The sequence below is a fragment of the Aeromonas sp. R10-2 genome (assembly GCF_040908445.1).
Lineage (GTDB): Bacteria > Pseudomonadota > Gammaproteobacteria > Enterobacterales > Aeromonadaceae > Aeromonas > Aeromonas veronii.
Map to the genome: position 1 here is coordinate 118,442 of NZ_JBFODS010000086.1, position 23,314 is coordinate 141,755.

A 23,314-nucleotide genomic window follows, 5' to 3' on the forward strand; every position below is an offset into this window, starting at 1 on the left:
ACGGGTGAAGATTAAGCGGTTTTTTGCCAAGGATATGCGAACGGCTCTGGCCGAGGTCAAGGAGACTCTCGGGCCTGACGCCGTCATCATGTCCAACAAGAAGGTCACCGGAGGGGTAGAGATAGTCGCCGCAGTCGATTATCAATCCCAGGTTCCGGGGCCCAAAGATGCGCCGGTTCGCCGTCAGCTGAACGATGAGAGCGTCAATATTTCGTCTGCTGCACGGCAGATGATCCGCCCCGAGCCGTCGCCGGCGAAGGAGCAGAACGAACATTATGCCGATACCCTGGCCGCCTTGCTGGCGCGCCAGCAGAAGCTCAAGCCGGGCAATGGGGCGCCAATGGGCAATACCCCATCGGCCGGTCTGGCCGCTGCCAATGCAGCGCCCAGAACATTGGCCGAGCAGGGGCAGTGGGGCGCAGCCCCCGAACCTGCCAAACCCAAGGCCCGGGTTGCGTCCGGCCCGCGTGCTCCTCAACCTGCCCAGCGGGATCAGGAGATGGAGGGGATGCGCAAGGAGATGGCCAGCATCCGCAAATTGCTGGAGCACCAGATCTCCGGGCTGATGTGGCAAGAGGTGGAGCGCCGCGAACCGATGCGGGCCCTGCTGATCAAGGAGCTCAAAAAGCTCGGCTTTGATGATGCCTTTGCCGATCAACTGGCGGGACTGATCCCCGAAGATATGTCCATCCATCAGGCGATGGCCCAGTTGGCCGAAGTGCTGACGGCCCAGCTCAAGATCAGTGAGGACGAGATCATGCGTCAGGGCGGCGCGGTGGCGCTGCTTGGTCCGACCGGGGTGGGCAAAACCACCACCATCGCCAAGCTGGCGGCCCGTTTCGCCATGAAGTATGGCGCCGAGCAGGTGGCGCTGATCACCACCGACAACTACCGGATTGGTGCCCATGAACAGCTGCAGACCTATGGTCGCATCATGGGTTGCCCGGTACGGCAGGTGCCTGATGCCGAAGAGCTGGCCAATGCCCTTTATCAGTTCCGCCATCGTCGGCTGGTACTTATCGATACGGCCGGGGTGGGCCAACGGGATATCCGGTTGACCGAGCAGCTCGATACCCTGGTCAAGAATGCCAAGGTACGGATCCGCAGTTATCTGGTGATGTCGGCAACTTCCCAGCGTCGGGTGATGCAGGAAGCGGTTGACCATTTCCGGCGTATTCCATTAAGCGGCTGCATACTTACCAAATTGGATGAAAGTCTGAATCTTGGCGAAGTGATTAACGTGTGTATCCAGAATTCATTGCCCATCAGCTATATCACTGACGGACAAAGGGTTCCGGAAGATATTCAGGTTGCCAATGCGGCGCAGCTCGTCGGGGCTGCCATGGGCTCGCTGGAGCGAGAAACAGAGGAGCCCTATTTCTGGGGCGCAGGCTTTGGCGAGGCCGAAGATTCGGAGTTTTATGAGTAACATGTATATGGATCAGGCGAGTGGTCTGCGCAAAATGCGTCAAAACAATCGAGTAAAAGTAATCGCCGTTTCCGGTGGTAAAGGTGGCGTGGGCAAGACCAACGTGACCCTGAACGTGGCCGGAGCCATGGCCGCCCAAGGCAAGCGGGTGATGGTGCTGGATGCCGACCTGGGTCTGGCCAACGTCGACGTCATGCTGGGGCTGCGGGTTCATCGCAACCTCTCTCATGTCCTGGCGGGTGAATGCACCATCGACGATATCATCGTCGAAGGCCCTTACGGCATGATGATCGTGCCTGCGACCTCGGGCACCCAGTCCATGGTCGAGCTTTCTCCGGTGCAGCATGCCGAGCTTATCCGCGCCTTCAGCGAGATGAAGACCCAGGTCGACATCCTGCTGGTGGATACGGCTGCGGGGATCTCCGATATGGTGCTGAGCTTCACCCGAGCAGCTCAGGACATCATGGTGGTGGTTTGCGATGAGCCGACCTCCATCACCGATGCCTACGCCCTCATCAAGATCCTCTCCAAGGATCACGGTGTGTTTCGTTTCAAGGTAGTGGCCAATATGGTGCGCAGTCTGCGCGAAGGGCAGGAGCTCTTTGCCAAACTGACCCGGGTCACGGATCGTTTCCTCGACACTTCGCTGGAGCTGGTCGCCTGTGTACCTTATGACACCAACCTGCGTGCCGCCGTGCGCAAGCAGAAGCTGATTGTCGAGGCGTTTCCCAAGTCGCCGGCCGCACTGGCGTTCCGGGCCCTTGCCAACAAGGCGGCGAGCTGGCCGGTTCCCAACCAGCCGGGCGGCCATCTGGAGTTTTTCCTGGAAAATTTGTTGCAGAAACCGGCCACAACACAGGAAGGTTCCCGTGAATAAAGCCCAAGCGTACTTGCGTCATCAGGATTCCTACGTGCTGGTGGAGCGTCATGCTCCCCTGGTCAAGCGAATTGCCCAGCATTTGTTGGCTCGCCTGCCCAGCAGTGTCTTGCTGGATGACCTGATCCAGGCAGGTATGATTGGGCTGCTTGAAGCTTCCCGAAATTTTGACGGTAGCAAGGGGGCCAGCTTCGAGACGTATGCCGGGATCCGCATCCGAGGCGCCATGCTGGATGAGATCCGGCGTGGTGACTGGGTACCCCGCTCTGTGCATCGCAACAGCCGGGCTATTGCAGAAGCGATCGAGAATGTCGAGCAGACTCACGGGCGTGACGCGCGAGATACCGAGGTTGCTGCCGAGATGGGGGTCTCCATCGCTGATTACCATGCGATGCTGCAAGATGTCTCCTGCGGCAAAATTATCGGTATCGAGGATCTGGGGGTCAGCGAGGATGTGATCGGCAACCCCGATGATGCTCCTTCAGGCTCGGGATTCGATGAATTGGCTGCCGAGCGATTTCAGATTCAATTATCCGAGCAAATTGGTCGTCTACCAGAGAGAGAAGCTTTGGTTCTCTCTCTTTACTACGATGAAGAGCTGAATTTGCGTGAAATTGGCGAGGTTTTGAATGTCAGCGAGTCGCGTGTGAGCCAGATCCACAGTCAGGCAATGCACAGATTGCGTGCTCGTTTGAGAGATTGGCATCTATAAGTGTTTGTACTGGCTACACTGAGATGAAACTCTAAGGCATAATCCGCACGACACAACCCGTTTTTAGCATCATGTAAGTGAGCCACTCTGGTGGCTATTTAGGAGGGAATTTTGGACAAGAACATGAAAATCCTCATTGTTGACGATTTTTCAACGATGCGCCGGATTATCAAGAACTTGCTGCGCGACTTGGGATTCAACAATACCCATGAGGCGGATGACGGCAATACAGCGCTGCCGATGCTGAAAAATGGTGATTTTCAGTTTGTAGTTACCGACTGGAACATGCCTGGCATGCAAGGTATTGACCTGCTTAAAGCCATCCGTGTCGATGAGAAGCTCAAGCATCTGCCGGTACTGATGGTAACCGCTGAAGCCAAACGTGAGCAGATCATTGAAGCCGCCCAAGCTGGCGTCAACGGTTACATCGTCAAGCCCTTCACCGCAGCAACGCTCAAAGAAAAACTCGACAAAATTTTCGAACGAATTGGCTAAGGAGCTGCAGGGATGATGGCCAAAACGAGAGCAATGATTTCGCTCGACCAGGCAAGGATGCTTGTTGTTCATCTGGAGCAAGGCGAATTTGAGCTGGCCGATGAACTGCTTGCCGAAGTATGTGCCCCCAACGCAGCCGATCTGTTTGAAAAAGTAGGTCAGCTGACCCGACAACTGCATGATTCACTTCAAGAATTTCGCCTTGATCCCCGTATTCCCGATTTGGCTACTCATGATATTCCCGATGCTCGGGAACGCTTGAGCTACGTTATCGATATGACCGACAAAGCGGCCAATCGCACAATGGATGCGGTGGAAGCCAGTTTGCCGATAGCTGATCGCCTGAATGACAATATCCAGCTGGTGATGCCGAACTGGAATGCCCTGATGTCTCGTGACATGAGCGTGGGGCAGTTCAAATCCTTATGTCACCAACTTGATGATTTTATTAAGGCTTCAGAGTCTGATGCCGATAAATTACGGCAACTGCTGACAGAAATCCTGATGGCACAAGATTTTCAGGATTTGACAGGTCAGATGATCCGCAAGGTCATCAAGCTTGTTCAGGAAGTTGAAACAAAATTAATAGAAATGCTGACCATGTTTGGTGAGGCTTCTGCTGAGCATTCAACTCGTAGTATTCCTGTTAACGGGATTGAAGCAGAGGGCCCTATCATGAACCCCGAGGCTCGTGCCGATGTGGTCAATGGTCAGGATGATGTGGACGATCTGCTGTCTAGCTTGGGATTCTAATGGAGTGACGCATGGCCTTCGAAGTTGATGAAGACATACTGCAAGACTTTCTGGTCGAAGCATCCGAAATATTGGAACAGTTGTCTGAACAACTGGTCGACTTGGAAAAGCGGCCCGATGACAAGAACCTGTTGAATGCCATCTTTCGCGGTTTCCATACCGTGAAAGGGGGGGCAGGTTTTCTGTCGCTCGGTGAACTGGTTGATGTATGCCACGGTGCGGAAAACGTGTTCGATATCTTGCGAAATGGCAAGCGAACTGTTACTGCGGAGCTGATGGATGTGATCCTGCAAGCGCTGGATGCCATCAATGTCATGTTCGCCCAGGTTCAAAATCGCGAAGCACCCAGCCCTGCGTCAGATGATTTGCTTCATGACCTCCATGAATTGTGCAAGCCAGAAGGGGAAGAGCAACTGCGCACTGCTACCAGTGCGGCTGCGGCTGTAGAATCTGAACCTGCAGTACCGGTAGTTGTTGAAGAAGTTGTTCCAGAAGTTGTTGAACCTGCAGCCATCAGCAGCGAGCCTGCTCCTGTCAATGGCGGCGGCTCGATCGATGAAATTTCTGCAGACGAATTTGAACGTCTGCTGGACGAGCTCCACGGCGTGGGTGGAGCTCCGACCAAGACGACTGCAGCAGCCCCGATAGCGGGTGGCTCTGGCGATATCACCGATGATGAGTTTGAGGCCTTGCTGGACCAGCTCCATGGCCAGGGACAGCACATGGGGGCACCAGAGGTGAATCCTCTGAAGTCGGTGCAAAAAGAGGTGGACGAGCTTATCGATGATGATGAGTTTGAGCGTCTGCTTGATGAATTGCATGGCCGTGGTCAAGGGCCTCAGAGTACTCTGGCACCTGCCGCACCTGCCGCACCTGCCGCACCTGCCGCACCTGCCGCACCTGCCGCACCTGCCGCACCTGCCGCACCTGCTGCGGTGACTCCGCCCAAACCGGCCACTCCTGTAGCCAAACCAGCACCGGCTGCCCCCGCAAAACCTGCCGAAGCAGCCAAGGCGCCAGCGCCTGCCGCCAAGGCGGCGCCTGCGCCAGCAGAAAATAGTGCGGTGCAAAGCGATACGACGGTGCGGGTGGATACCAAAACCCTTGATGTCATCATGAACATGGTAGGTGAGTTGGTACTGGTTCGTAACCGGCTGGTGAGCCTGGGTATTGCCAGCAATGATGAAGAGATGTCAAAGGCGGTTGCCAATCTGGATGTGGTAACGGCTGACCTGCAAGGTGCGGTGATGAAAACCCGCATGCAGCCAATCAAGAAGGTATTTGGTCGTTTCCCGCGCGTGGTACGTGATCTGGCAAGAACCCTTAAGAAAGAGATTGAGCTGGTGATGGTGGGCGAAGAGACAGATCTGGATAAAAACCTGGTGGAGGCGCTCGCCGATCCTCTGGTTCACCTCGTTCGCAACTCATGCGATCACGGGGTCGAAATGCCTGATGTGCGGGAGAAAGCGGGTAAGCCGCGGCAAGGGACAATTACCCTCAGTGCCTCCCAGCAAGGTGACCATATTCTGCTTTGCATCGAGGATGATGGGGCAGGGATGGATCCTGAGAAACTCAAGTCCATCGCAATCAGTCGCGGTGTTCTGGATGCAGATACTGCCGCTCGCATGAGCGACAACGATGCCTATAACCTGATCTTTGCTCCGGGCTTTTCAACCAAGGCCGAGATCTCCGATATCTCTGGCCGTGGTGTCGGAATGGATGTGGTTAAAACCAGCATTGTCAGCCTCAATGGGTCAGTGCACATAGATTCCACTTGGGGGAAAGGTACCCGTCTCGAAATCAAGGTTCCGTTGACGCTAGCCATTCTGCCGACTCTGATGGTTGAAGTGGGGGAGCAGACCTTCGCGCTTCCCCTTGGTTGTGTGAACGAGATTTTCCATCTGGACCTGAAAAAAGCCAACATGGTTGATGGCCAGCTCACCATCATTGTGCGCGAGAAGGCGATACCGCTCTTCTATCTGCACAAATGGTTGATTCGTGGCGCCAACAAGCGTTCACGTCAGGATACCGGACATGTGGTGATCGTGCAGATTGGCACTCAGCAAATCGGGTTTGTGGTAGATAGCCTGATAGGTCAGGAAGAGGTGGTGATCAAGCCACTCGATAATCTGCTGCAAGGCACCCCTGGCATGGCCGGGGCGACCATTACCAGTGATGGCGGAATTGCCCTTATTTTGGATGTGCCGAGCCTGCTCAAAGCATATGCGCGTAGACATTAATAGCTCAGGCCCAAGGAGTTAGAAAAACAACAATGGCAGTCAAGGTATTAGTTGTCGACGATTCGAGCTTCTTTCGCCGTCGGGTGAGCGAGATCATCAATCAGGATCCCATGCTGACGGTGATTGATACGGCCCAGAATGGACGTGAGGCGGTGGACAAGGCGATGTCGCTGCGCCCTGATGTGATCACCATGGACATCGAGATGCCCGTGATGGATGGCATCAGTGCGGTGCGGGAGATCATGGCCAAGTGCCCAACCCCCATTCTGATGTTCTCCTCCCTGACCCATGAAGGGGCCAAGGCTACGCTGGATGCGCTGGACGCCGGTGCACTCGACTTCTTGCCCAAGAAGTTTGAGGACATTGCCAGAGACAAAGATGAAGCGGTCAGACTGTTGCAACAACGAGTGAAGGAGATCTCCCGCAAGCGCTTCCTGATGACATCCGCTGCTCGTCCCAAAACACCTGAACCGGTTGCTCGTGCTCCTCTGGGCAGCACAGTGCCCAGAATTCCTGATCGTCAGCCTGACCTGCAACGCACTGTACCAAGTGCTTCATTCAAGCGCAGTGGCAAGAGTTATCAGTTGGTGGCGATCGGTACTTCTACCGGCGGACCTGTTGCTTTGCAAAATGTGCTGACCAAGTTGCCGGGGGATTTTCCACATCCCATCTTGCTTATCCAGCATATGCCCGCCACTTTTACTGCCGCGTTTGCTGCCCGTCTCAACGGGTTATGCCAGATTGGCGTCAAGGAAGCGGAAGATGGCGATGTGCTTAAACCAGGGCATGCCTACCTTGCTCCCGGTGGCAAACAGATGCTGCTGGAAGGTCGTGGTGCAGGAGCCCGCATTCGCATCGTGGATGGCAACGACAAGGTAAATTACAAGCCTTGTGTGGACATCACCTTTGCCTCTGCGGCCAAAACCTATGGCGACAAGGTATTGGCGATTGTGCTGACCGGTATGGGGGCTGATGGCCGTGATGGCGCGAGACTGCTGAAAGAGCAGGGATCAACCATCTGGGCTCAGGATGAGGCTTCCTGCGTGGTATATGGTATGCCCCAAGCGGTAGCCAAAGCGGGGATTGCCAGCGAATCACTCCCTCTGGACAAGGTGGCCCAGCGTATTCTGGTTGAGTTGGGGCGCTAATCATGGGCTTGCTCGGTCTGCTCCTGGCATTGGGGGCTATTGCCATTGCCCAACTGTGGCATGGCGGCTCCCTGTTGACGCTGGTGGACGGCCCTGCTTTTTTGATCGTGCTGGGTGGTACCGTCGGTGCCGTCACGTTGCAGACTCCAGCCAAGTACATCTTGCTGGCGTTGCGCCAGCTGTTGTGGATTTTTACCCCTCCCCACCAAGATCTTGCGACGCAGGCCGAACGGTTGCAGTCATGGGCCGTCTTTGCGCGCCAGCAAGGACTGCTGGCCCTTGAAAATCAGGCCGAGCAGGAGGAAGACAACTTTACCCGCCAAGGGCTTGGTATGATTGTCGATGGGGTCTCCACAGAGGATATCCGTATGCTGCTGGAAGCGGACATCGATATCGAGCAGGAGCGCAATGAACATGCCGCCAGGGTATTTGAAGCTATGGGGGGGTACAGTCCGACCATCGGGATCATCGGTGCCGTGCTGGGCCTGATCCAGGCCATGTTTCATCTCGAAGACCCGTCAGCGCTGGGGGCGGGTATCGCAGTGGCATTTGTGGCAACCATCTATGGAGTGGGGTTTGCCAACCTCATCTACCTGCCTATCGCCAACCGGCTACGCGCATTTCACTATCACTATGCACTCTTTCAGGAGATGACCCTGGAAGGGCTGCTGGCTATCGCCCATGGTGAAAACGGCTTGCAGGTTGAACGCCGGCTCAGGGCCTATTTGAAAGGAGAGTAGCCATGCGCAAGCGCTATCGGTTGCACTTGCAGGGTCGCGAGCATCTTGACCGCTGGCTGGTCTCCTATGCCGATTATATGACGCTGATCTTTGCCTTGTTCGTGGTGCTCTACTCTGTTGCGCTGGTGAACAAGGACAAGTATCGCGCGGTGATTGATGGTATGAGCCAGGCGTTCAGTGTCATGCAGTCTGGCGGCAATGGCTTGCTTGAAGGGCAGGGTAATTCCCTGCTGGATAACCCGGTATCTGCCTCTCCATCGTTGCTGGAAAGCCCAGCATCCCCCTCTCCTTCACTTGCTCCTATTTCTGGTGTGCCAGTGCTGCAAGATGGCGCGACACTTGCAAAACTCGATATGCAGTTGCAACAGAGCATGGGCTCGCTGGTGGATGCCGGTATCGTCAAACTGACGCAAGATGAGAATTGGCTGACGATAGAACTTAGTTCCGGGTTGTTGTTTGGCAGCGGTAGTGCCTTTTTGGGACCAAACGCTGCACCGGTCATTAATACTCTTTCAAGTATTCTCAAACCGGTCGATAACTATGTAAGGGTTCGGGGTTATACCGATAACCAACAGATAAATAATGAAATTTATCGTTCTAACTGGGCGCTTTCTGCTGCTCGGGCCGAAGCGGTACTCAATGGTTTGATTGCAGATGGGATCGCCCCCCAGCGTCTGGCGTTCGAGGCATATGGCGAGTTTTCCCCCTTTGCTGACAACGGCAGCGAGCAGGGCAGACTGCAGAATCGCAAGGTTGTGGTCGCTATCTCCAAGTTTGCCTGGGTGCCGCCAGCACCTGTGGTTGCAACGCCTACGGTAGTTGCTGAACCGGTTCCTGCTGTACAACAGGTGGTGGATGCAGGAGAGATAAAGGTGATCGCCTTGCCCGGTGGTGGCATACGCATAACAACAAGGCAGGATTGATACAGTGATTGTTTGGACGGTTGCCAACCAGAAAGGTGGTGTGGGTAAAACCACCACAGTGGTCTCGCTTGCGGGGATCCTGGCCCAGCGTGGCCAGAGGGTGCTGTTGATTGATACCGACCCCCATGCTTCGCTGACTGCATATCTTGATTTTGATTCAGATCGCCTGGATGGAACCCTCTATGAGTTGTTTCAAGCTGTCAAACCGACAGCCGAGCTTGTCAATAAACTGACGCTCAAGACCAAATTCGAAAATATCAACTTACTGCCAGCATCTATTACCTTGGCGACCCTTGATCGGGTGATGGGCAATCGTGAGGGGATGGGACTGGTACTGAAACGGGCACTGCTGCGCATTCAGGAGCAATATGATTACGTGCTGATCGATTGCCCGCCAGTACTGGGGGTGATGATGGTCAACGCGTTGGCTGCCTGCGATCGCATTCTGGTGCCTGTCCAGACCGAATTTCTGGCCCTCAAGGGGTTGGAGCGGATGATGAAAACATTCGAGATCATGCAGCGTTCCAAGCGTGACAAGTTCCGCTATACCGTGATCCCGACCATGTTCGACAAGCGCACCCGTGCCTCTCTGATGACCTTGAAGTCGATCAAGGATCAATATGGAGATTCAGTGTGGAATGCGGTGATCCCTATTGATACCAAGTTTCGGGATGCCAGCTTGCTGCATATCCCCCCGTCTATCTATTCTCCTGGGAGTCGTGGAACCTATGCATATGAAACGCTGCTCAACCATCTTGATGCCCTTGAGCGGCAACGGGTTCATGAGGTGACGGCATGAGAGATACCATTCAAGTACGGGCGATGGATGACTATTTCCACTCCCTACTGCTCGATGAGCCACTGGTGCTGGATGAGGTGGAAGAGGTTCAATCTGCCCCTGTTTTGCAGTTGCAACGTCAGCCCCAAAGCGTCCCCGAGGTAGTCGCCGCACCATACCTCGAAAGCGATCCACGGCTTGCCCAGCTCGGTGAGCTATTGGCTCAGGTGGGACAAGTCCAGTTCGAAAATGATGCCTTCACCCAGGAGATAACACTCACCACTCCGCTGGAGATTGTGGCAGAGGAATCACTGCTGCCGGTGGAGCCTGAATGGCCTGCGGAGGTTCTGCTTCCCGAGGTTGCGGAGCCCCATACTACTATCCTGACCGAAACGGCGCTGGAGGTTGCTCCGGTAGAGGCCAGTGAACCTGTTGCCTGGGAAAATATTGATACCGGTAAAGAGTTTCAGGCCCTTTTCTTTGAAGTCGCGGGCGTGACGTTTGCGGTGCCGTTGACCGAGCTGGGTGGTATTCATCAGCTGGGCGAGATCACCTCCCTGTTTGGCCAGCCTGGCTGGTACAAGGGGATCATGACCTCTCGCGAGCAGAAGATGAATGTGGTCGATACTGCCCAGTGGGTCATGCCGGGTCAGCATCTCGAGATGGATGATTACAAGTATTTGATTATGCTTGGTGAATCGCCGTGGGGATTAGCCTGCCATCATCTCAAAGGGACTGAATTGTTACACCGTGACCAGGTGAAATGGCGCCATCAGGAGGGCAAGCGCCCCTGGTTGGCGGGCATGGTCAAAGAAAAAATGTGTGCCCTGTTACACGTCCGCGAACTGCTCCTGTTGCTGGAGCGTGGGGTTAACATAGAAGGTCGCTGATAACTTCTGCAATCGAGCTGTTTTATTGCTAGTTTTAGCAGTAGACGTTTTCATAAAAGGAATAAAAACATGACAGAAAAGCGCAATATTGCACAGAATCTGGCCGAAGATGAAGTGCTGCAATGGGTAACCTTCCAACTGGAAAACGAAACCTACGGCATCAATGTGATGCAGGTTCAGGAGGTGTTGCGCTACACCGAAATTGCACCGGTGCCGGGTGCGCCTGAGTACGTACTGGGGATCATCAACCTGCGTGGCAATGTGGTGACTGTCATCGATACCCGTTCCCGTTTCGGTCTGCCTTCCGGTGATGTGAGTGAAAACTCCCGGATCGTGATCATCGAGGCAGAGAAGCAGGTGATCGGCATCATGGTCGACAGCGTGGCGGAAGTGGTTTATCTGCGTTCTTCTGAAATCGATGCGGCACCTGCGGTCGGTACTGAAGAGAGCGCCAAGTTTATTCAGGGGGTGAGCAACCGCGATGGGCAACTGCTGATCCTGGTTGACTTGAACAAGCTGCTCTCCGATGAAGAGTGGGAAGATATCGGTTCCCTCTGATAAGTAAGGTGATGTTTTGATAATCGAGATGGTTGCCTTGGGGGTGTCCCTGATTGCCTTGGCGTTTGCCTCTTATATCTGGTTCAAGAGCAAGCGCAGCAAGCAGGAGTCCGAGGTCAGTGTGGCAACCCTGCAAGGTCAGTTGGAAAGCTTGCGCAAGCAGATGATGGAACTCCATACCGGCGCCATTGGCATGGGGCAGCGTCTGCAGTCGGTGGAAGGGGCTATGCAGCAGGTCAACGAGCGCCAGCAAGAGCTGACCATGCAGGATCCCGAACGCAGGCTCTACAGCCGAGCGGCAAAGATGGTCGAACTGGGCGCCGATCTTGATGAAGTCATGAGTGAGTGCGAGTTGCCAAAGGCAGAGGCCGAGCTCTTGATATCGTTGCGAAAAGGTCGCTCTTGATGATTCAGGAAGGCAATTGCCTTCCTGAATTTTATGGCGTGCAGCCGCTTGTCCCCCAGCTGCGTTGAGCAGGCGGTTTCTACCGTATTTTCTTTGTGATCCCGGTCGCCAGTCAGTTCAATTGTTGCATCTTTGAAAAGACGTATTCCAATACTGTGTTAAGATGCAGACCGCTTCATTTTCTCTGAAAAAATCCCCATGCTGCTTCAAGTTAACAATCTGAGCTGCGTGCGCGAAGATCGCACTCTGTTTGAACACCTCTCTTTCTCTGTTGCGCCCGGTGATCTGGTGCAAATTGAAGGGCCCAACGGGGTCGGCAAGACCAGCCTGTTGCGATTGTTGACCGGGCTGTCGCAGCCGTTTGCCGGTGAAGTGTGCTGGAATGGGGAGAATATTCGTCACTGTCGCGATGAGTATCATGCCAATCTGCTCTATCTCGGTCACCAGCCCGGTGTCAAAGCGGCGCTGACCCCTTTTGAAAACCTGAAGTTCTACCAGCAGTTGCATCACCCGCAGCAAACAGAGATCGACTTGTGGCAGATATTGGCCCGGGTAGGGCTGGCCGGGTTTGAAGAGAACCCGACCGGGCAACTCTCTGCCGGCCAGCAACGCCGGGTGGCTCTGGCCAGACTCTGGCTGTCACAGAAACCGGCACTCTGGATCCTCGATGAACCCTTTACCGCCATCGACAAGCAAGGGGTCAAGGTGCTCGAGCAGCTCTTTCTGGCCCACGCCGAGCGGGGCGGCATGGTGATCCTCACCACTCATCAGGATCTGACCCTGATGCAGGGACGGCTGAAGACTATCTCGTTGACCCCCTTCGCATCGACATTGCAGGAGTAACGCCATGTTGCGCGCTGTTATGCACCTTATTCACCGTGAACTGCTGATGGCTCTGCGCCAGCGTTCCGATATTCTCAATCCGCTCTGGTTTTTCCTCATCGTCATCACCCTGTTTCCGTTAGGCATTGGCCCGGAGCCCAAACTGCTGGCCCGTATTGCCCCGGGGATCATCTGGGTAGCGGCGCTATTGGCGGCCATGCTGTCGCTGGAGCGACTGTTTCGCGACGACTTTGCCGATGGCGCGCTGGAGCAGATGATGCTGATGCCGCACCCGCTGGGCTTGCTGGCGCTGGCGAAAGTGGTTGCTCACTGGCTGCTGACCGGCTTGCCGCTGCTGCTTATCTCTCCCTTGCTGGCGATTTTGCTGTCGCTGGATATGAACACCTATCTAGCCGTCGTCGCGACGCTGGCACTGGGCACTCCTGTATTGAGCCTGCTCGGCGCGGTCGGGGTCGCGTTGACGGTGGGATTGCGCAAAGGCGGGGTGCTGCTCAGTCTGCTGATCCTGCCGCTCTATATTCCGGTACTGATTTTTGCCACCTCAGCCATCGATGCCGCGGGGATGAGCTTGCCCTATGGCGGGCAGCTTGCCATTCTGGCCGCCATGCTGGTGGGGGCTTTGACACTGACGCCGCTGGCTGTGTCGGCAGCGTTGCGGGTCAGCCTCAACTGATGGCCGTGAGCTGAACCGAATTTGGCTCCGAATGGGGTCTTTCTGCAAAAAATAATGTTGCGATGGATCAAGGAGAGTGCCGCTTATTGCTTTCGGGGTATTTGATGCTGCCCCGTGGTCGGTATGGTAGGCCTCGCCAAACGATTAATAACAAAAAGGTTTTGTGAGCTATGTGGAAATGGTTGCACCCTTATGCCAAACCGGAGCGTGCCTATCAGCTGGCAGGCACGCTGTTGCCCTGGTTTGCGGTGATTAGTCTGCTCTCGTTTGTGATCGGTACTGTCTGGGGCCTCGCGTTTGCGCCAGCGGATTACCAGCAGGGAGATTCGTTCCGGATCATCTATATCCACGTGCCTTCCGCCATTCTCTCCATGGGGGCCTACTCCACCATGGCGGTGGCCGCTTTTATCGGCCTGGTGTGGCAACTGCGGATGGCGGATATGACGGTTGCAGCCATTGCGCCGGTCGGCGCCGTATTTACCTTTATTGCCCTCTTTACCGGTGCCGCCTGGGGCAAGCCGATGTGGGGAACCTGGTGGGTGTGGGATGCACGGCTCACCTCTGAACTGATCCTGCTGTTTCTCTACCTCGGCGTGATTGCTCTCTACAACGCCTTCAGCGACAAGGTGGTCGCTGGCCGTGCGGCCGGCATTCTGGCACTGGTTGGGGTGATCAACCTGCCCATCATTCACTACTCGGTGGAGTGGTGGAATACCCTGCATCAGGGGGCCACCATCACCAAATTTGACAAACCCTCCATTTCACCCGAGATGCTTTGGCCGCTGCTGATCATGATCCTGGCGTTTGCCGCATTTCTCGGGGCTCTGACCCTGATGCGTTTTCGCAATGAACTCCTGATGCGGGAGTGGCATCGCCCCTGGGTCAAAGAGATTGCAGAGCAGGAGAAGTAAGCATGCACTTTGCCTCTTTCAGTGATTTTATGGCGATGGGCGGTTACGCCTTCTATGTCTGGCTCTCATTTGGCCTGACGCTGGTGTGTCTGGTCGGCATCATCATTTCTACCCGCATGAAAACCCGCAGCCTGCTCGCCGAGTTGCGCAGCAAACAGGCGCGTGAGGCCCGTCGCAAGGCGGCCCAGCAGATGGAGAACACCCTATGAACCCGAGACGCAAAAAACGCCTCACCATCATTCTGGCCATTACCCTGGGTCTGGCGACCGTCAGCGGGCTGGTGCTCTACGCACTCAGTCAGAATATCGACCTCTTCTATACCCCGAGCGAGCTGGTGGAGGGGAAGGGGCCGGACAAGATCAAGCCGGAAGAGGGGCAGCGCCTGCGCATCGGTGGGTTGGTCGTGCCGGGGTCGGTGCAGCGGGATCCCCAGAGCCTCAAGGTTGCCTTCAAGCTGGTGGATAACGGCGGTCATCTGGTGAAGGTCGAGTTTGACGGCATCCTGCCGGATCTGTTCCGTGAAGGGCAGGGAATTGTTGCCCAGGGCACCCTCAAGGATGCCACGACCGTAGAGGCGTTCGAGGTGCTGGCCAAGCACGATGAGAACTACATGCCGCCGGAAGTGGCCGATGCCACCAACGGTATGCACTTCAAGCCGGAGTATACCGAGGCGCAGTTGAAGGGAGCCAAGCAGTGATCCCTGTGGTGTTTGCCTTTTCCGCTTTGCCTGCCGTGCGTGGTGCGGCTGTTGTCACCGTTCAATTGAAAGGAATGCCTTCATGATCCCGGAATTAGGTCAGTTTGCGCTGATCCTGGCCTTTGCCACTGCCCTGCTGCTGGGGAGCTACCCACTACTGGGCGCCAGCTGGGGGCGTCTTGGCATGATGTCGGCGGCCCGTCCGCTCGCCTATGCCCAGTTTTTGTTGCTGCTGCTGTCGTTTCTCTGCCTGACCTGGGCTTTTATCGATAACGACTTCACCGTGCAGTATGTGGCCACTAACTCCAACAGCCTGCTGCCTCTGGCCTATCGCATCTCGGCGGTGTGGGGGGCCCACGAAGGTTCCCTGCTGCTGTGGGTACTGACCCTGGGTGGCTGGACTGCGGCGGTGGCTATGTTCAGTCGCCGTCTGCCGCTCGATGCTGTCGCGCGGGTACTCGGCGTGTTGGGGCTGATCTCGGTCGGCTTCACTGCTTTCGTGCTGTTCACCTCCGATCCCTTCACCCGTACCTTGCCCTATTTCCCGGTCGATGGTCGTGACCTCAATCCGCTGCTGCAGGATCCGGGTCTTATCTTCCATCCGCCGATGCTCTACATGGGTTATGTGGGCTTCTCTGTGGCGTTTGCCTTTGCCATTGCTTCGCTGATGACCGGCCGTCTCGATGCAACCTGGGCCCGCTGGTCGCGCCCCTGGACCATGGCTGCCTGGGTATTCCTGACCCTCGGCATCGTGCTCGGCTCTTGGTGGGCCTACTACGAGCTCGGTTGGGGCGGCTGGTGGTTCTGGGATCCGGTAGAAAACGCCTCCTTCATGCCCTGGCTGGCGGGTACCGCTCTGCTGCACTCGCTGGCGGTGAGCGAGAAGCGCGCCACCTTCAAGGCGTGGACCGTGCTGCTGGCCCTGTCAGCCTTCTCGTTGAGCCTGCTGGGTACCTTCCTGGTGCGCTCCGGCGTGCTGGTGTCGGTCCATGCGTTTGCCTCCGACCCGACCCGCGGTCTGTTTATTCTCGGCTTCCTGCTGGCGGTGATCGGTTCATCCTTGCTGCTGTTTGCCTTTAAAGGCTCGCAGGTGAAGAGCCACGGCAAACACGAGCTGTGGAGCCGCGAGACCCTGCTGCTTTGCAACAACATCATGCTGGTGGCGGGTCTGCTGACCGTGCTGCTCGGTACCTTGCTGCCGCTGGTGCACAAGGAGCTGGGGCTGGGGAGCATCTCTATCGGCACCCCCTTCTTCAACCACATCTACAGCTGGCTGATCATCCCGTTTGCCCTGCTGCTGGGGGTTGGCCCGCTGTTTCGCTGGCGTCGTCAGGAGCTGGGAGAACTCAAAAGCAAGGTGCTCGTGGCACTGGTGCTGAGTCTGGCCGCAGCCTTGCTGTTGCCGCTGCTCTTTGCCGAAACCTTCAAGCCGTGGGCGGCGGTAGGGATTGGTCTGGGGGCCTGGATCATCGTCACCAGCGTGCAGGAGACTTGGGCGCGAGCGACCCACAAGCACAGCTTTGCAGTCGGTGTGCGCAAGCTTGGCAACAGCCACTGGGCCATGATCCTCGGCCACGTGGGGCTTGCAGTCAGCATCATTGGTATCGCTTGCACCCAGAACTACAGCATCGAGAAGGATCTGCGGATGCAGGCGGGTGATCGGGTGCACTTTGCCGATTACGAGTTCGTCTTTGCCGGGATCAAGGAGAAGAACGGCCCCAACTACGATGGCTTCAAGGGCGTGCTGGAAGTGCACCGCAATGGCAAGCAGGTCGCCCTGCTCAAGCCCGAGAAGCGGATGTACAAGGTGACCCGGATGCCGATGACCGAAGCGGCCATCGATGCCGGTATCACCCGCGATCTCTATGCGGCGCTGGGGGAACAGCTCGACAACGGTGCCTGGGCGGTGCGGATCTACTACAAGCCGTTCGTGCGCTGGATCTGGTTCGGCGGCGTCTTTATGGCCATTGGTGGCGTGCTGGCGATGCTCGACAAGCGTTACCGTTTCGGCCGTCGTGAGGAGGAGGCCAAGGCATGAACAAAAAGACCTGGTTGTTTTTAATCCCCTTTATCGTCTTTTTGCTGGGGGCTGTGTTCCTGTTCAAAGGACTCTACTCCGATCCCACCAAGCTTGAGTCCGTGATGGTGGGCAAAGAGGTGCCGGTGTTCACCCTGCAGGACATTTACGATCTGAACAAACAGCACGATCGCAGTATCCTGACCGGTCGCCCCATGCTGCTCAACGTCTGGGCTACCTGGTGCCCGACCTGCTATGGCGAGCACACCTACCTCAAACAGCTGGCGGGGCAGGGCATTCCCATCATCGGCATGAACTACAAGGATGAGCGCGACAAGGCGATCAAATGGCTGGCGGAGCTGGGCAACCCCTATGAGGTCAACCTCTATGATCCGGACGGCATGCTGGGGCTGGATCTCGGGGTATACGGCGCGCCGGAGACCTTCTTTATCGACAGCAAGGGGATCATCCGGTATCGCCACGTGGGGGATATCAACCCCGAGAACTGGGCGTCGACCCTCAAACCCATCTTTGATGCCATGAAGTGAGGGGAGTCCTGATGAGAGTATTTATTGCTTCCCTGCTGCTGTTGCTGGGATGGGTGGTGCAAGCGCCGGCCATGGCCGCTATCGATGTCTACACCTTCGACAACGACAATCAGGAGCAGGTCTTTCGCGAACTGACCAAGGAGCTGCGTTGCCCCAAGTGCCAGAACCAGGATATCGCCGACTCCAATGCGGGGCTGGCCAAGGACTTGCGCGACAAGACCTACCAGATGGTGCGCGAGGGCAAGGATAAAGAGGAGATAGTGGATTACATGGTGGCCCGCTACGGCAACTTTATCCTCTATAACCCGCCCCTGATGGCCTCCACCCTGATCCTCTGGCTCGGCCCGCTGATGGTGCTCCTGATCGGTGGCGCCGTGGTCGTGATGCGCAGTCGCCGGCCCCCTGCGGTGAAAAAACAACTGGATAACGCCTTGAGCGAGGAGGAGCAGCGCCGACTGGCCGAGCTGCTCAAAGAGGAAGAGAAACAATGACCGCTTTTTGGATAGTGATTGCGGGCTTGCTGGTGCTGGTGAGTCTGGCGCTCGTCGTGCCGCTGTGGCGTGGTGAAGGCAAACAGAGCATCAGTCGCTCGGCGCTCAACAAACAGCTCTATCGCCAGCGGCTGCTGGAGATTGGCGAAGAGCGCGAGCAGGGTGTCCTGGCTGAGGAGTCTGACTCGCTGGTCGAGCTGCAACGAAGTCTCTTGGATGATATTCCCGATGTGGAGCAGACCGCCCGCAGTGGCAAGAGTCTGATCTGGATCCCGGGTGTACTGGTGCTGTTGGTGGTGAGTCTGGGGCTCTACTACAAGTTGGGCTCCTGGCAAGAGGTGAGTCGCTGGCAAGATGCCAGCAGCCGTCTTGGAGAGTTGAGTAATCGTATTTTGGTGGAGCGGGATGCCCAGGTGACCGAGCAGGATCTGCTGGATTTCACGCTGGCACTGCGTACCCGTCTCAAGGATGAACCGAATGACTACCGCGGTTGGTTGCTGCTGGGTCGCTTGGCGCTGGATGGCAACGATCCCGAGATGGCCAGTGAGGCGCTGGAGCGGGCCTACACGCTTGCCCCTCAAAAATCGCTGGTGGCGGTGCCCTACGCCCAGGCGCTGATGATGACGGGGGATGAGGCGCAAGCGGATGCCCTGTTGCAGGCTGCTATCGCGCAGGAGCCGGACAATATCGAGGCGCGCTCTGTCTATGCCTTTATGGCGCTGCAAAAAGAGGACTTCCAGACCGCGCTGGCTCGCTGGCAGGCGATGTTGCCACTGATGGAGAAAGGTACTCCCCGTTACGTGATGGTCGAGCGCTCCATGGAGTATGCCCGCGCGCAGCTCAAGCAGCGCGGCATCGAGGTGACGAATTCAGGCGCAGTCAAAGCGGGCGCAGTTGAGGGACAACCGCTGGCGGTGAAGGAGGGGGAGTTCCCCATCCACGTCACGTTGGCGGCGGGCATTCAGATGCCGGAAGATGCCCATCTCTTCGTCTTTGCCGTGGTGCCTAACGGGGCGCCCATGCCCATCGCCGTGAAGCGTATCGCAGGGCCAACCTTGCCTGTAACCCTGTCACTCGGGGATGGCGATGCCATGATGGAAGGCAGCAAACTGGCGGCCTATCCGGAGCTGCAGTTCAAGGCACGTCTCTCGCGCGGTGGCAATGTGATGAACAAGGAAGGAGCCTTCGAAGGGGTATCCGTGCCGGTCAAGACGGCCGAGATCCCTGCTGCTCCGATTGACATCCGCATCGATCACGCCCTCTAATATGCCTTTGGATAACCCGGCCCCTGGATAGGGGCCGGGTTATCTATACTTCTGATAAATCAAAATAAAACGTCAGGACAATCATATGTATCTTCGTTCAGGGGCCATACTGGCAGCCCTCTTGCTGGCTGGCTGTGCCGGTGGCCCACCCAAGCCTGCCCCAGAGAGTCTGGATCTCAATCCCGGCATGAATAATCCGGGTGCCACCAGTACGGCGGCCGATCCCCGCGATCCCTTCCAGGGGGCCAACCGGGCCATGTGGGCGGTCAACTATGATGTGCTGGAGCCCTATGTGGCACGTCCTGTGGTACATGCCTATGCCCGCTACATTCCGGTCGGGGTGAAGGATGGCATTGCCAACTTTGTTGCCAACTTTGATGAGCCAAGCAGCATGGTGAACCATCTGATCACCGGCGATTTGAAGGGGGCGGGCACCAACCTGGGGCGCTTTACCCTCAACACCACGGTCGGTCTGCTGGGTATCTTCGATGTGGCCAAACATGCCGGCCTCGAGCGCAACAAACTGGAGATGGACACAGTGCTGGGCAGGGCAGATATCGGTAATGGTGCCTACATCATGGTGCCTGTCTACGGCCCGACTACCACCCGGGAGCTGGTTGGTGATGCGATTGACAGCTTCTACTTCCCCTATGCCCTGTTGACCTTCCCGATGAAGGTCGCCCACTGGGCGCTGGATGGCTTGGGCACACGTGCCAAGCTGATCGATCAGGAGCGGATCATCGACAACTCCCTCGATCCTTATGCGCTGACCAAGGACTTCTACCTGCAATATAACCAGGGCAAGGTGACGGGCAAGCAGACCGAGCTGAACGCGTCTCAGCAAGAGCAGGCTGACGATGCCAATCTGGATGAATACATGGACGAGCTGGACCAGTAAACGGGCTATCTCGATATGTAAAAGGCGCCTGCGGGCGCCTTATTCATTTTTGCAGCCATATCGAGATAAAAAAACGCCCCGCAGTGCGGGGCGTTTTGGCAAGCGAGGCTGATTAGGCAGCCAGATTCTTGGCCACGAATTCCCAGTTAACCAGAGCCCAGAAGGTTTCCATGTACTTCGGACGCAGGTTGCGGAAGTCGATGTAGTAGGCGTGCTCCCACAGGTCAACGGTCAGCAGCGGGGTGGTACCGGCTTCAGTCAGCGGGCAGCCAGCGTTGGAGGTGTTGACGATAGCCAGAGAGCCGTCAGCTTTCTTCACCAGCCAAGTCCAGCTGGAACCGAAGTTGCCGATGGCTGATTTGGTGAAGGCATCTTTGAACTCGGCGAAGGAGCCGAATGCCTTGTTGATGGCATCAGCCAGGGTGCCAGTCGGCTCGCCACCGCCATTCGGGGAGAGGCAGTGCCAGTAGAAGGTGTGGTTCCAGATCTGGGCGGCGTTGTTGAAGATGCCACCGTTGGAGGTCTTGATGATCTCTTCCAGAGACTTGCCTTCAAACTCGGTACCCGGCACCAGATTGTTCAGGTTGACCACGTAGGTGTTGTGGTGCTTGCCGTGGTGATATTCCAGAGTTTCCTGGGAGATGTGCGGTTCCAGAGCGTTGATTGCATAGGGCAGAGCGGGAAGTTCGAATGCCATTTTCTACTCTCCATTGGCTGGACCGTGCGAAGGCGACGGTTGCAAGACATTGCGTACTCTTTTCTATATGTGAAAAGAGTTGTTTTTAAAATGATGGGGCTGGGTAGCCCAAAGCCAAGGGATTGTAGCAGTATCAAAGATGGCCTAACAACTCTTGATTGGCGCCATGATCGCGATCAATCCTGTGTGGGTTCTTTGCGCAATTCGAGCCGGGTCACCCCTTTGTCAGTTTGTGCTCGGGCAAGATTGCAGTAGAATGGCCGCCGAAATCGCTCTAGTGAGGCACCTATGGAAACTATTGAAAAGATTAAGCAGCAGCTGGCTGACAACCCCATCATCATCTACATGAAGGGCTCCCCCAAGCTACCCAGCTGTGGCTTCTCTGCCCAGGCCTCCCAGGCTCTGATGTCCTGCGGCGAGCCGTTTGCCTACGTTGATATCCTGCAAAATCCGGATATCCGCGCCGAATTGCCAAAATTCGCCAACTGGCCGACCTTCCCCCAACTGTGGGTTGAAGGTGAGCTGATCGGTGGCTGTGACATCATGATCGAGATGTTCCAGGCTGGCGAGTTGCAGGCTCTGATCAAAGAGACTGCTGCCAAGTACAAGAAAGATGATGCTGCAGCCGAGTAATCGGTTCTGTGTTGTCGAGAGGGAGCCTTATAGGCTCCCTTTTTTATTGTCCCGGTTCTGGCAGGCAAGCAACTGATTGTCGGTTGCAAAAAGCAACGCAATTGCCCTTAAAAATCTAATCTTTACGGCTTTGTTTTGGAGTTGTTAATTATATTCTTTGCCAATATCTGATTACTTTTTTTAATCCATTTGGATTCAAGTGTTGCTGCCATCACATTTTTTGATAATTTCACCGTAACACAGTCTCTTTGTAGATTTTTTTGTGTTTATGCTCACATTAATTGCAAGTGATAGAACCTAGTATCGCTTCATGTACAGGATCTTTAGCAGCAACCAATTGAAATAGATATAAAAATGGCTTCGATTGTGATCTGATTTTATCGCCAAACAAAACCGCCACGCACGAAGCCATGACCATTATCGATGCCAACCACTATCTTGAGCAACTTCTCTCTCCTGCCGAACTCGACCGCATTGCCCGTGACTGCCAATTTTGCTTGCGCAAACGAGCCATTACGCCTGCCATGCTGGTGACTGCACTCTTGCGGGCACTTGGCTGCGACCAGGTCGATGGTATCGCTGGATTGCACCATCATTTCAATGCCTTGCAACTGGTTGATGCCCATCAGGTTTCCTACAAGCCCTTTCACAACCAGTTGCGCAAAGCGTCGTTCGCCCTGTTCATGAAGGCGCTGGTTGAACGGGCTATCGCCTTGCGTATCGGCCAACAGATGAAGACTGCATCCCTTGGCGCATTCAAACAGGTGTTGTTGCAGGATGGTACTTCCTTTGCCGTCCACAAAAGCCTGGCCGAAGTGTTTCCGGGAAGGTTCAAGACCATTAGCCCGGCGGCAATCGAGTGTCATATGCTCATGTCTCTATTGGAGCAAAGTCCAGTTTGCATGCAGGTCTCTGCCGATACGGCGTCAGAGCGCCAGTTCCTGCCTGAGCCCGAGCGGCTCAATAACAGCCTGCTGTTGGCGGACGCGGGTTACATCGATATGGCCTACTTTGCGAAACTAAACGAGGCGGGCGGTTTCTATCTGGTCAGGGGTAGTAAGAGCCTGAACCCGAAGATTATCCGGGCATGGCGCGGTGACGAACGGGAAGTGCCGAAGCTGGCGGGCCTGTCACTCAAGGATGCTGGACGGCGGCACTGTCGGGCAGAGGTACTGGATATGGTGGTGAAATCGGGCAAGTTCGAGTATCGGCTGATCCGACGCTGGTTTGCCGAGGAGAAACGGTTCTGTATCTGGATGACCAATCTGCCACGAGAGGCATGGCCAGCAGAGCGGGTGATGAGCCTGTACCGCTGTCGTTGGCAGGTGGAGCTGCTGTTTAAGGAGTGGAAGTCGCACAACCGGCTCAAGGGCTTTGTGACAGGTCAGAAAGCCATTGCCGAGGGGCTGGTGTGGGCCAGCCTGTTGTCGCTGGTGATGAAAAGACGGGTAGCTCAGACGCTGATGGGGGACGGTTTATCCACACTGAAAGCGGCGAAAAATAGCGGAACCTGGTGGTTCCCGTTATTGGAAGCGGTGGCTCATCGGGTGTTGGTGGAAATAAGAGAGCGTCTGGAATGGGCTGCCGTTTACTTGGCGAAAAATGCCCGTCGAACCAAGCAGCGAAAATCGATACAGAACAGGACCTTAGAAGGAATTTCAAATGAAGTGTTTTCTTAAGGTCCTGTATATG

General features: G+C 56.0%; 26 protein-coding genes. 25 read left to right on the forward strand and 1 reads right to left on the reverse strand.

Features of this window, described 5'->3' with window-relative positions:
• Positions 1–4: 4 nt before the first annotated feature.
• From flhF to AB5Y97_RS17065, 23 genes are all read left to right on the forward strand, one after another.
• The gene (gene flhF, locus AB5Y97_RS16955) at positions 5–1,429 is read left to right on the forward strand and encodes a flagellar biosynthesis protein FlhF (protein ID WP_368158533.1); all 1,425 of its coding nucleotides are present in this window, start codon (positions 5–7) and stop codon (positions 1,427–1,429) included.
• Position 1,430: 1 nt separating this feature from the next.
• Positions 1,431–2,306, forward strand: a complete 876-nt coding sequence (locus AB5Y97_RS16960) for a MinD/ParA family protein (protein WP_013723550.1) — start codon at positions 1,431–1,433, stop codon at positions 2,304–2,306.
• Entirely contained in the window at positions 2,299–3,018 is a 720-nt protein-coding gene (locus AB5Y97_RS16965; protein ID WP_019444723.1) for an RNA polymerase sigma factor FliA, read from the forward strand. Before AB5Y97_RS16960 ends, AB5Y97_RS16965 begins: the two co-directional genes overlap by 8 nt.
• A 111-nt stretch (positions 3,019–3,129) precedes the next feature.
• Complete coding sequence (gene cheY / locus AB5Y97_RS16970; protein WP_013723552.1) at positions 3,130–3,513, forward strand: chemotaxis response regulator CheY; 384 nt, start codon at positions 3,130–3,132, stop codon at positions 3,511–3,513.
• 12 nt (positions 3,514–3,525) lie between these two features.
• Positions 3,526–4,266: a protein phosphatase CheZ gene (locus tag AB5Y97_RS16975; protein WP_100653282.1), complete on the forward strand. Its 741-nt coding sequence runs from the start codon at positions 3,526–3,528 to the stop codon at positions 4,264–4,266.
• Positions 4,267–4,277: 11 nt separating this feature from the next.
• Positions 4,278–6,506 carry a chemotaxis protein CheA gene (locus tag AB5Y97_RS16980; protein ID WP_368158535.1) on the forward strand — a complete coding sequence of 743 codons (2,229 nt, stop codon included), beginning with the start codon at positions 4,278–4,280 and terminating at the stop codon, positions 6,504–6,506.
• Positions 6,507–6,538: 32 nt separating this feature from the next.
• Entirely contained in the window at positions 6,539–7,654 is a 1,116-nt protein-coding gene (locus AB5Y97_RS16985; protein ID WP_201946167.1) for a chemotaxis response regulator protein-glutamate methylesterase, read from the forward strand.
• A 2-nt stretch (positions 7,655–7,656) separates the two neighbouring features.
• Entirely contained in the window at positions 7,657–8,394 is a 738-nt protein-coding gene (locus AB5Y97_RS16990; RefSeq protein ID WP_005334700.1) for a flagellar motor protein, read from the forward strand.
• A gap of 2 nt (positions 8,395–8,396) precedes the next feature.
• Positions 8,397–9,317 carry a flagellar motor protein MotB gene (locus AB5Y97_RS16995; RefSeq protein ID WP_368158537.1) on the forward strand — a complete coding sequence of 307 codons (921 nt, stop codon included), beginning with the start codon at positions 8,397–8,399 and terminating at the stop codon, positions 9,315–9,317.
• 4 nt (positions 9,318–9,321) lie between these two features.
• Entirely contained in the window at positions 9,322–10,116 is a 795-nt protein-coding gene (locus AB5Y97_RS17000) for a ParA family protein (RefSeq protein WP_005353663.1), read from the forward strand.
• Complete coding sequence (locus AB5Y97_RS17005) at positions 10,113–10,985, forward strand: chemotaxis protein CheW (RefSeq protein ID WP_201946166.1); 873 nt, start codon at positions 10,113–10,115, stop codon at positions 10,983–10,985. Before AB5Y97_RS17000 ends, AB5Y97_RS17005 begins: the two co-directional genes overlap by 4 nt.
• A gap of 69 nt (positions 10,986–11,054) precedes the next feature.
• Entirely contained in the window at positions 11,055–11,543 is a 489-nt protein-coding gene (locus AB5Y97_RS17010; protein WP_005298836.1) for a chemotaxis protein CheW, read from the forward strand.
• A gap of 28 nt (positions 11,544–11,571) precedes the next feature.
• Positions 11,572–11,949 carry a DUF2802 domain-containing protein gene (locus tag AB5Y97_RS17015; protein WP_368158545.1) on the forward strand — a complete coding sequence of 126 codons (378 nt, stop codon included), beginning with the start codon at positions 11,572–11,574 and terminating at the stop codon, positions 11,947–11,949.
• Positions 11,950–12,147: 198 nt separating this feature from the next.
• Positions 12,148–12,792 (forward strand): cytochrome c biogenesis heme-transporting ATPase CcmA, encoded by a 645-nt coding sequence (gene ccmA / locus AB5Y97_RS17020; RefSeq protein ID WP_005362034.1) that lies wholly within the window; start codon positions 12,148–12,150, stop codon positions 12,790–12,792.
• 4 nt (positions 12,793–12,796) lie between these two features.
• Positions 12,797–13,465 carry a heme exporter protein CcmB gene (gene ccmB, locus AB5Y97_RS17025; protein ID WP_005353658.1) on the forward strand — a complete coding sequence of 223 codons (669 nt, stop codon included), beginning with the start codon at positions 12,797–12,799 and terminating at the stop codon, positions 13,463–13,465.
• Positions 13,466–13,635: 170 nt separating this feature from the next.
• Positions 13,636–14,376, forward strand: coding sequence for a heme ABC transporter permease (locus AB5Y97_RS17030; protein WP_005334687.1), 741 nt, complete (start codon positions 13,636–13,638; stop codon positions 14,374–14,376).
• 2 nt (positions 14,377–14,378) lie between these two features.
• Positions 14,379–14,585: a heme exporter protein CcmD gene (ccmD, locus tag AB5Y97_RS17035; protein ID WP_005353657.1), complete on the forward strand. Its 207-nt coding sequence runs from the start codon at positions 14,379–14,381 to the stop codon at positions 14,583–14,585.
• Positions 14,582–15,073: a cytochrome c maturation protein CcmE gene (ccmE, locus tag AB5Y97_RS17040; protein WP_005334685.1), complete on the forward strand. Its 492-nt coding sequence runs from the start codon at positions 14,582–14,584 to the stop codon at positions 15,071–15,073. The genes ccmD and ccmE overlap by 4 nt, the downstream gene beginning before the upstream one ends.
• 82 nt (positions 15,074–15,155) lie before the next feature.
• A complete protein-coding gene (locus tag AB5Y97_RS17045; protein ID WP_042082477.1) occupies positions 15,156–17,111 on the forward strand; it encodes a heme lyase CcmF/NrfE family subunit in 1,956 nt (651 codons plus the stop codon).
• Positions 17,108–17,638 carry a DsbE family thiol:disulfide interchange protein gene (locus tag AB5Y97_RS17050; protein WP_201946164.1) on the forward strand — a complete coding sequence of 177 codons (531 nt, stop codon included), beginning with the start codon at positions 17,108–17,110 and terminating at the stop codon, positions 17,636–17,638. The genes AB5Y97_RS17045 and AB5Y97_RS17050 overlap by 4 nt, the downstream gene beginning before the upstream one ends.
• 11 nt (positions 17,639–17,649) lie before the next feature.
• Positions 17,650–18,129, forward strand: coding sequence for a cytochrome c-type biogenesis protein (locus tag AB5Y97_RS17055; RefSeq protein ID WP_201946162.1), 480 nt, complete (start codon positions 17,650–17,652; stop codon positions 18,127–18,129).
• On the forward strand, positions 18,126–19,394 hold the full coding sequence (gene ccmI / locus AB5Y97_RS17060; protein WP_201946160.1) for a c-type cytochrome biogenesis protein CcmI: 1,269 nt from the start codon (positions 18,126–18,128) through the stop codon (positions 19,392–19,394). The genes AB5Y97_RS17055 and ccmI overlap by 4 nt, the downstream gene beginning before the upstream one ends.
• 85 nt (positions 19,395–19,479) lie before the next feature.
• The gene (locus tag AB5Y97_RS17065; RefSeq protein ID WP_201946159.1) at positions 19,480–20,292 is read left to right on the forward strand and encodes a VacJ family lipoprotein; all 813 of its coding nucleotides are present in this window, start codon (positions 19,480–19,482) and stop codon (positions 20,290–20,292) included.
• 112 nt (positions 20,293–20,404) lie between these two features.
• On the opposite strand, the gene sodB is transcribed toward AB5Y97_RS17065, so the two are convergent.
• The gene (sodB, locus tag AB5Y97_RS17070; RefSeq protein WP_201946157.1) at positions 20,405–20,989 is read right to left on the reverse strand and encodes a superoxide dismutase [Fe]; all 585 of its coding nucleotides are present in this window, start codon (positions 20,987–20,989) and stop codon (positions 20,405–20,407) included.
• Positions 20,990–21,277: 288 nt separating this feature from the next.
• Here sodB and AB5Y97_RS17075 point away from each other — a divergent pair, with 288 nt between their 5' ends.
• Positions 21,278–21,622 (forward strand): Grx4 family monothiol glutaredoxin, encoded by a 345-nt coding sequence (locus AB5Y97_RS17075; RefSeq protein WP_005353650.1) that lies wholly within the window; start codon positions 21,278–21,280, stop codon positions 21,620–21,622.
• A gap of 410 nt (positions 21,623–22,032) precedes the next feature.
• Entirely contained in the window at positions 22,033–23,301 is a 1,269-nt protein-coding gene (locus tag AB5Y97_RS17080) for an IS4-like element ISAeme4 family transposase (protein ID WP_041206016.1), read from the forward strand.
• Positions 23,302–23,314 lie beyond the last annotated feature (13 nt).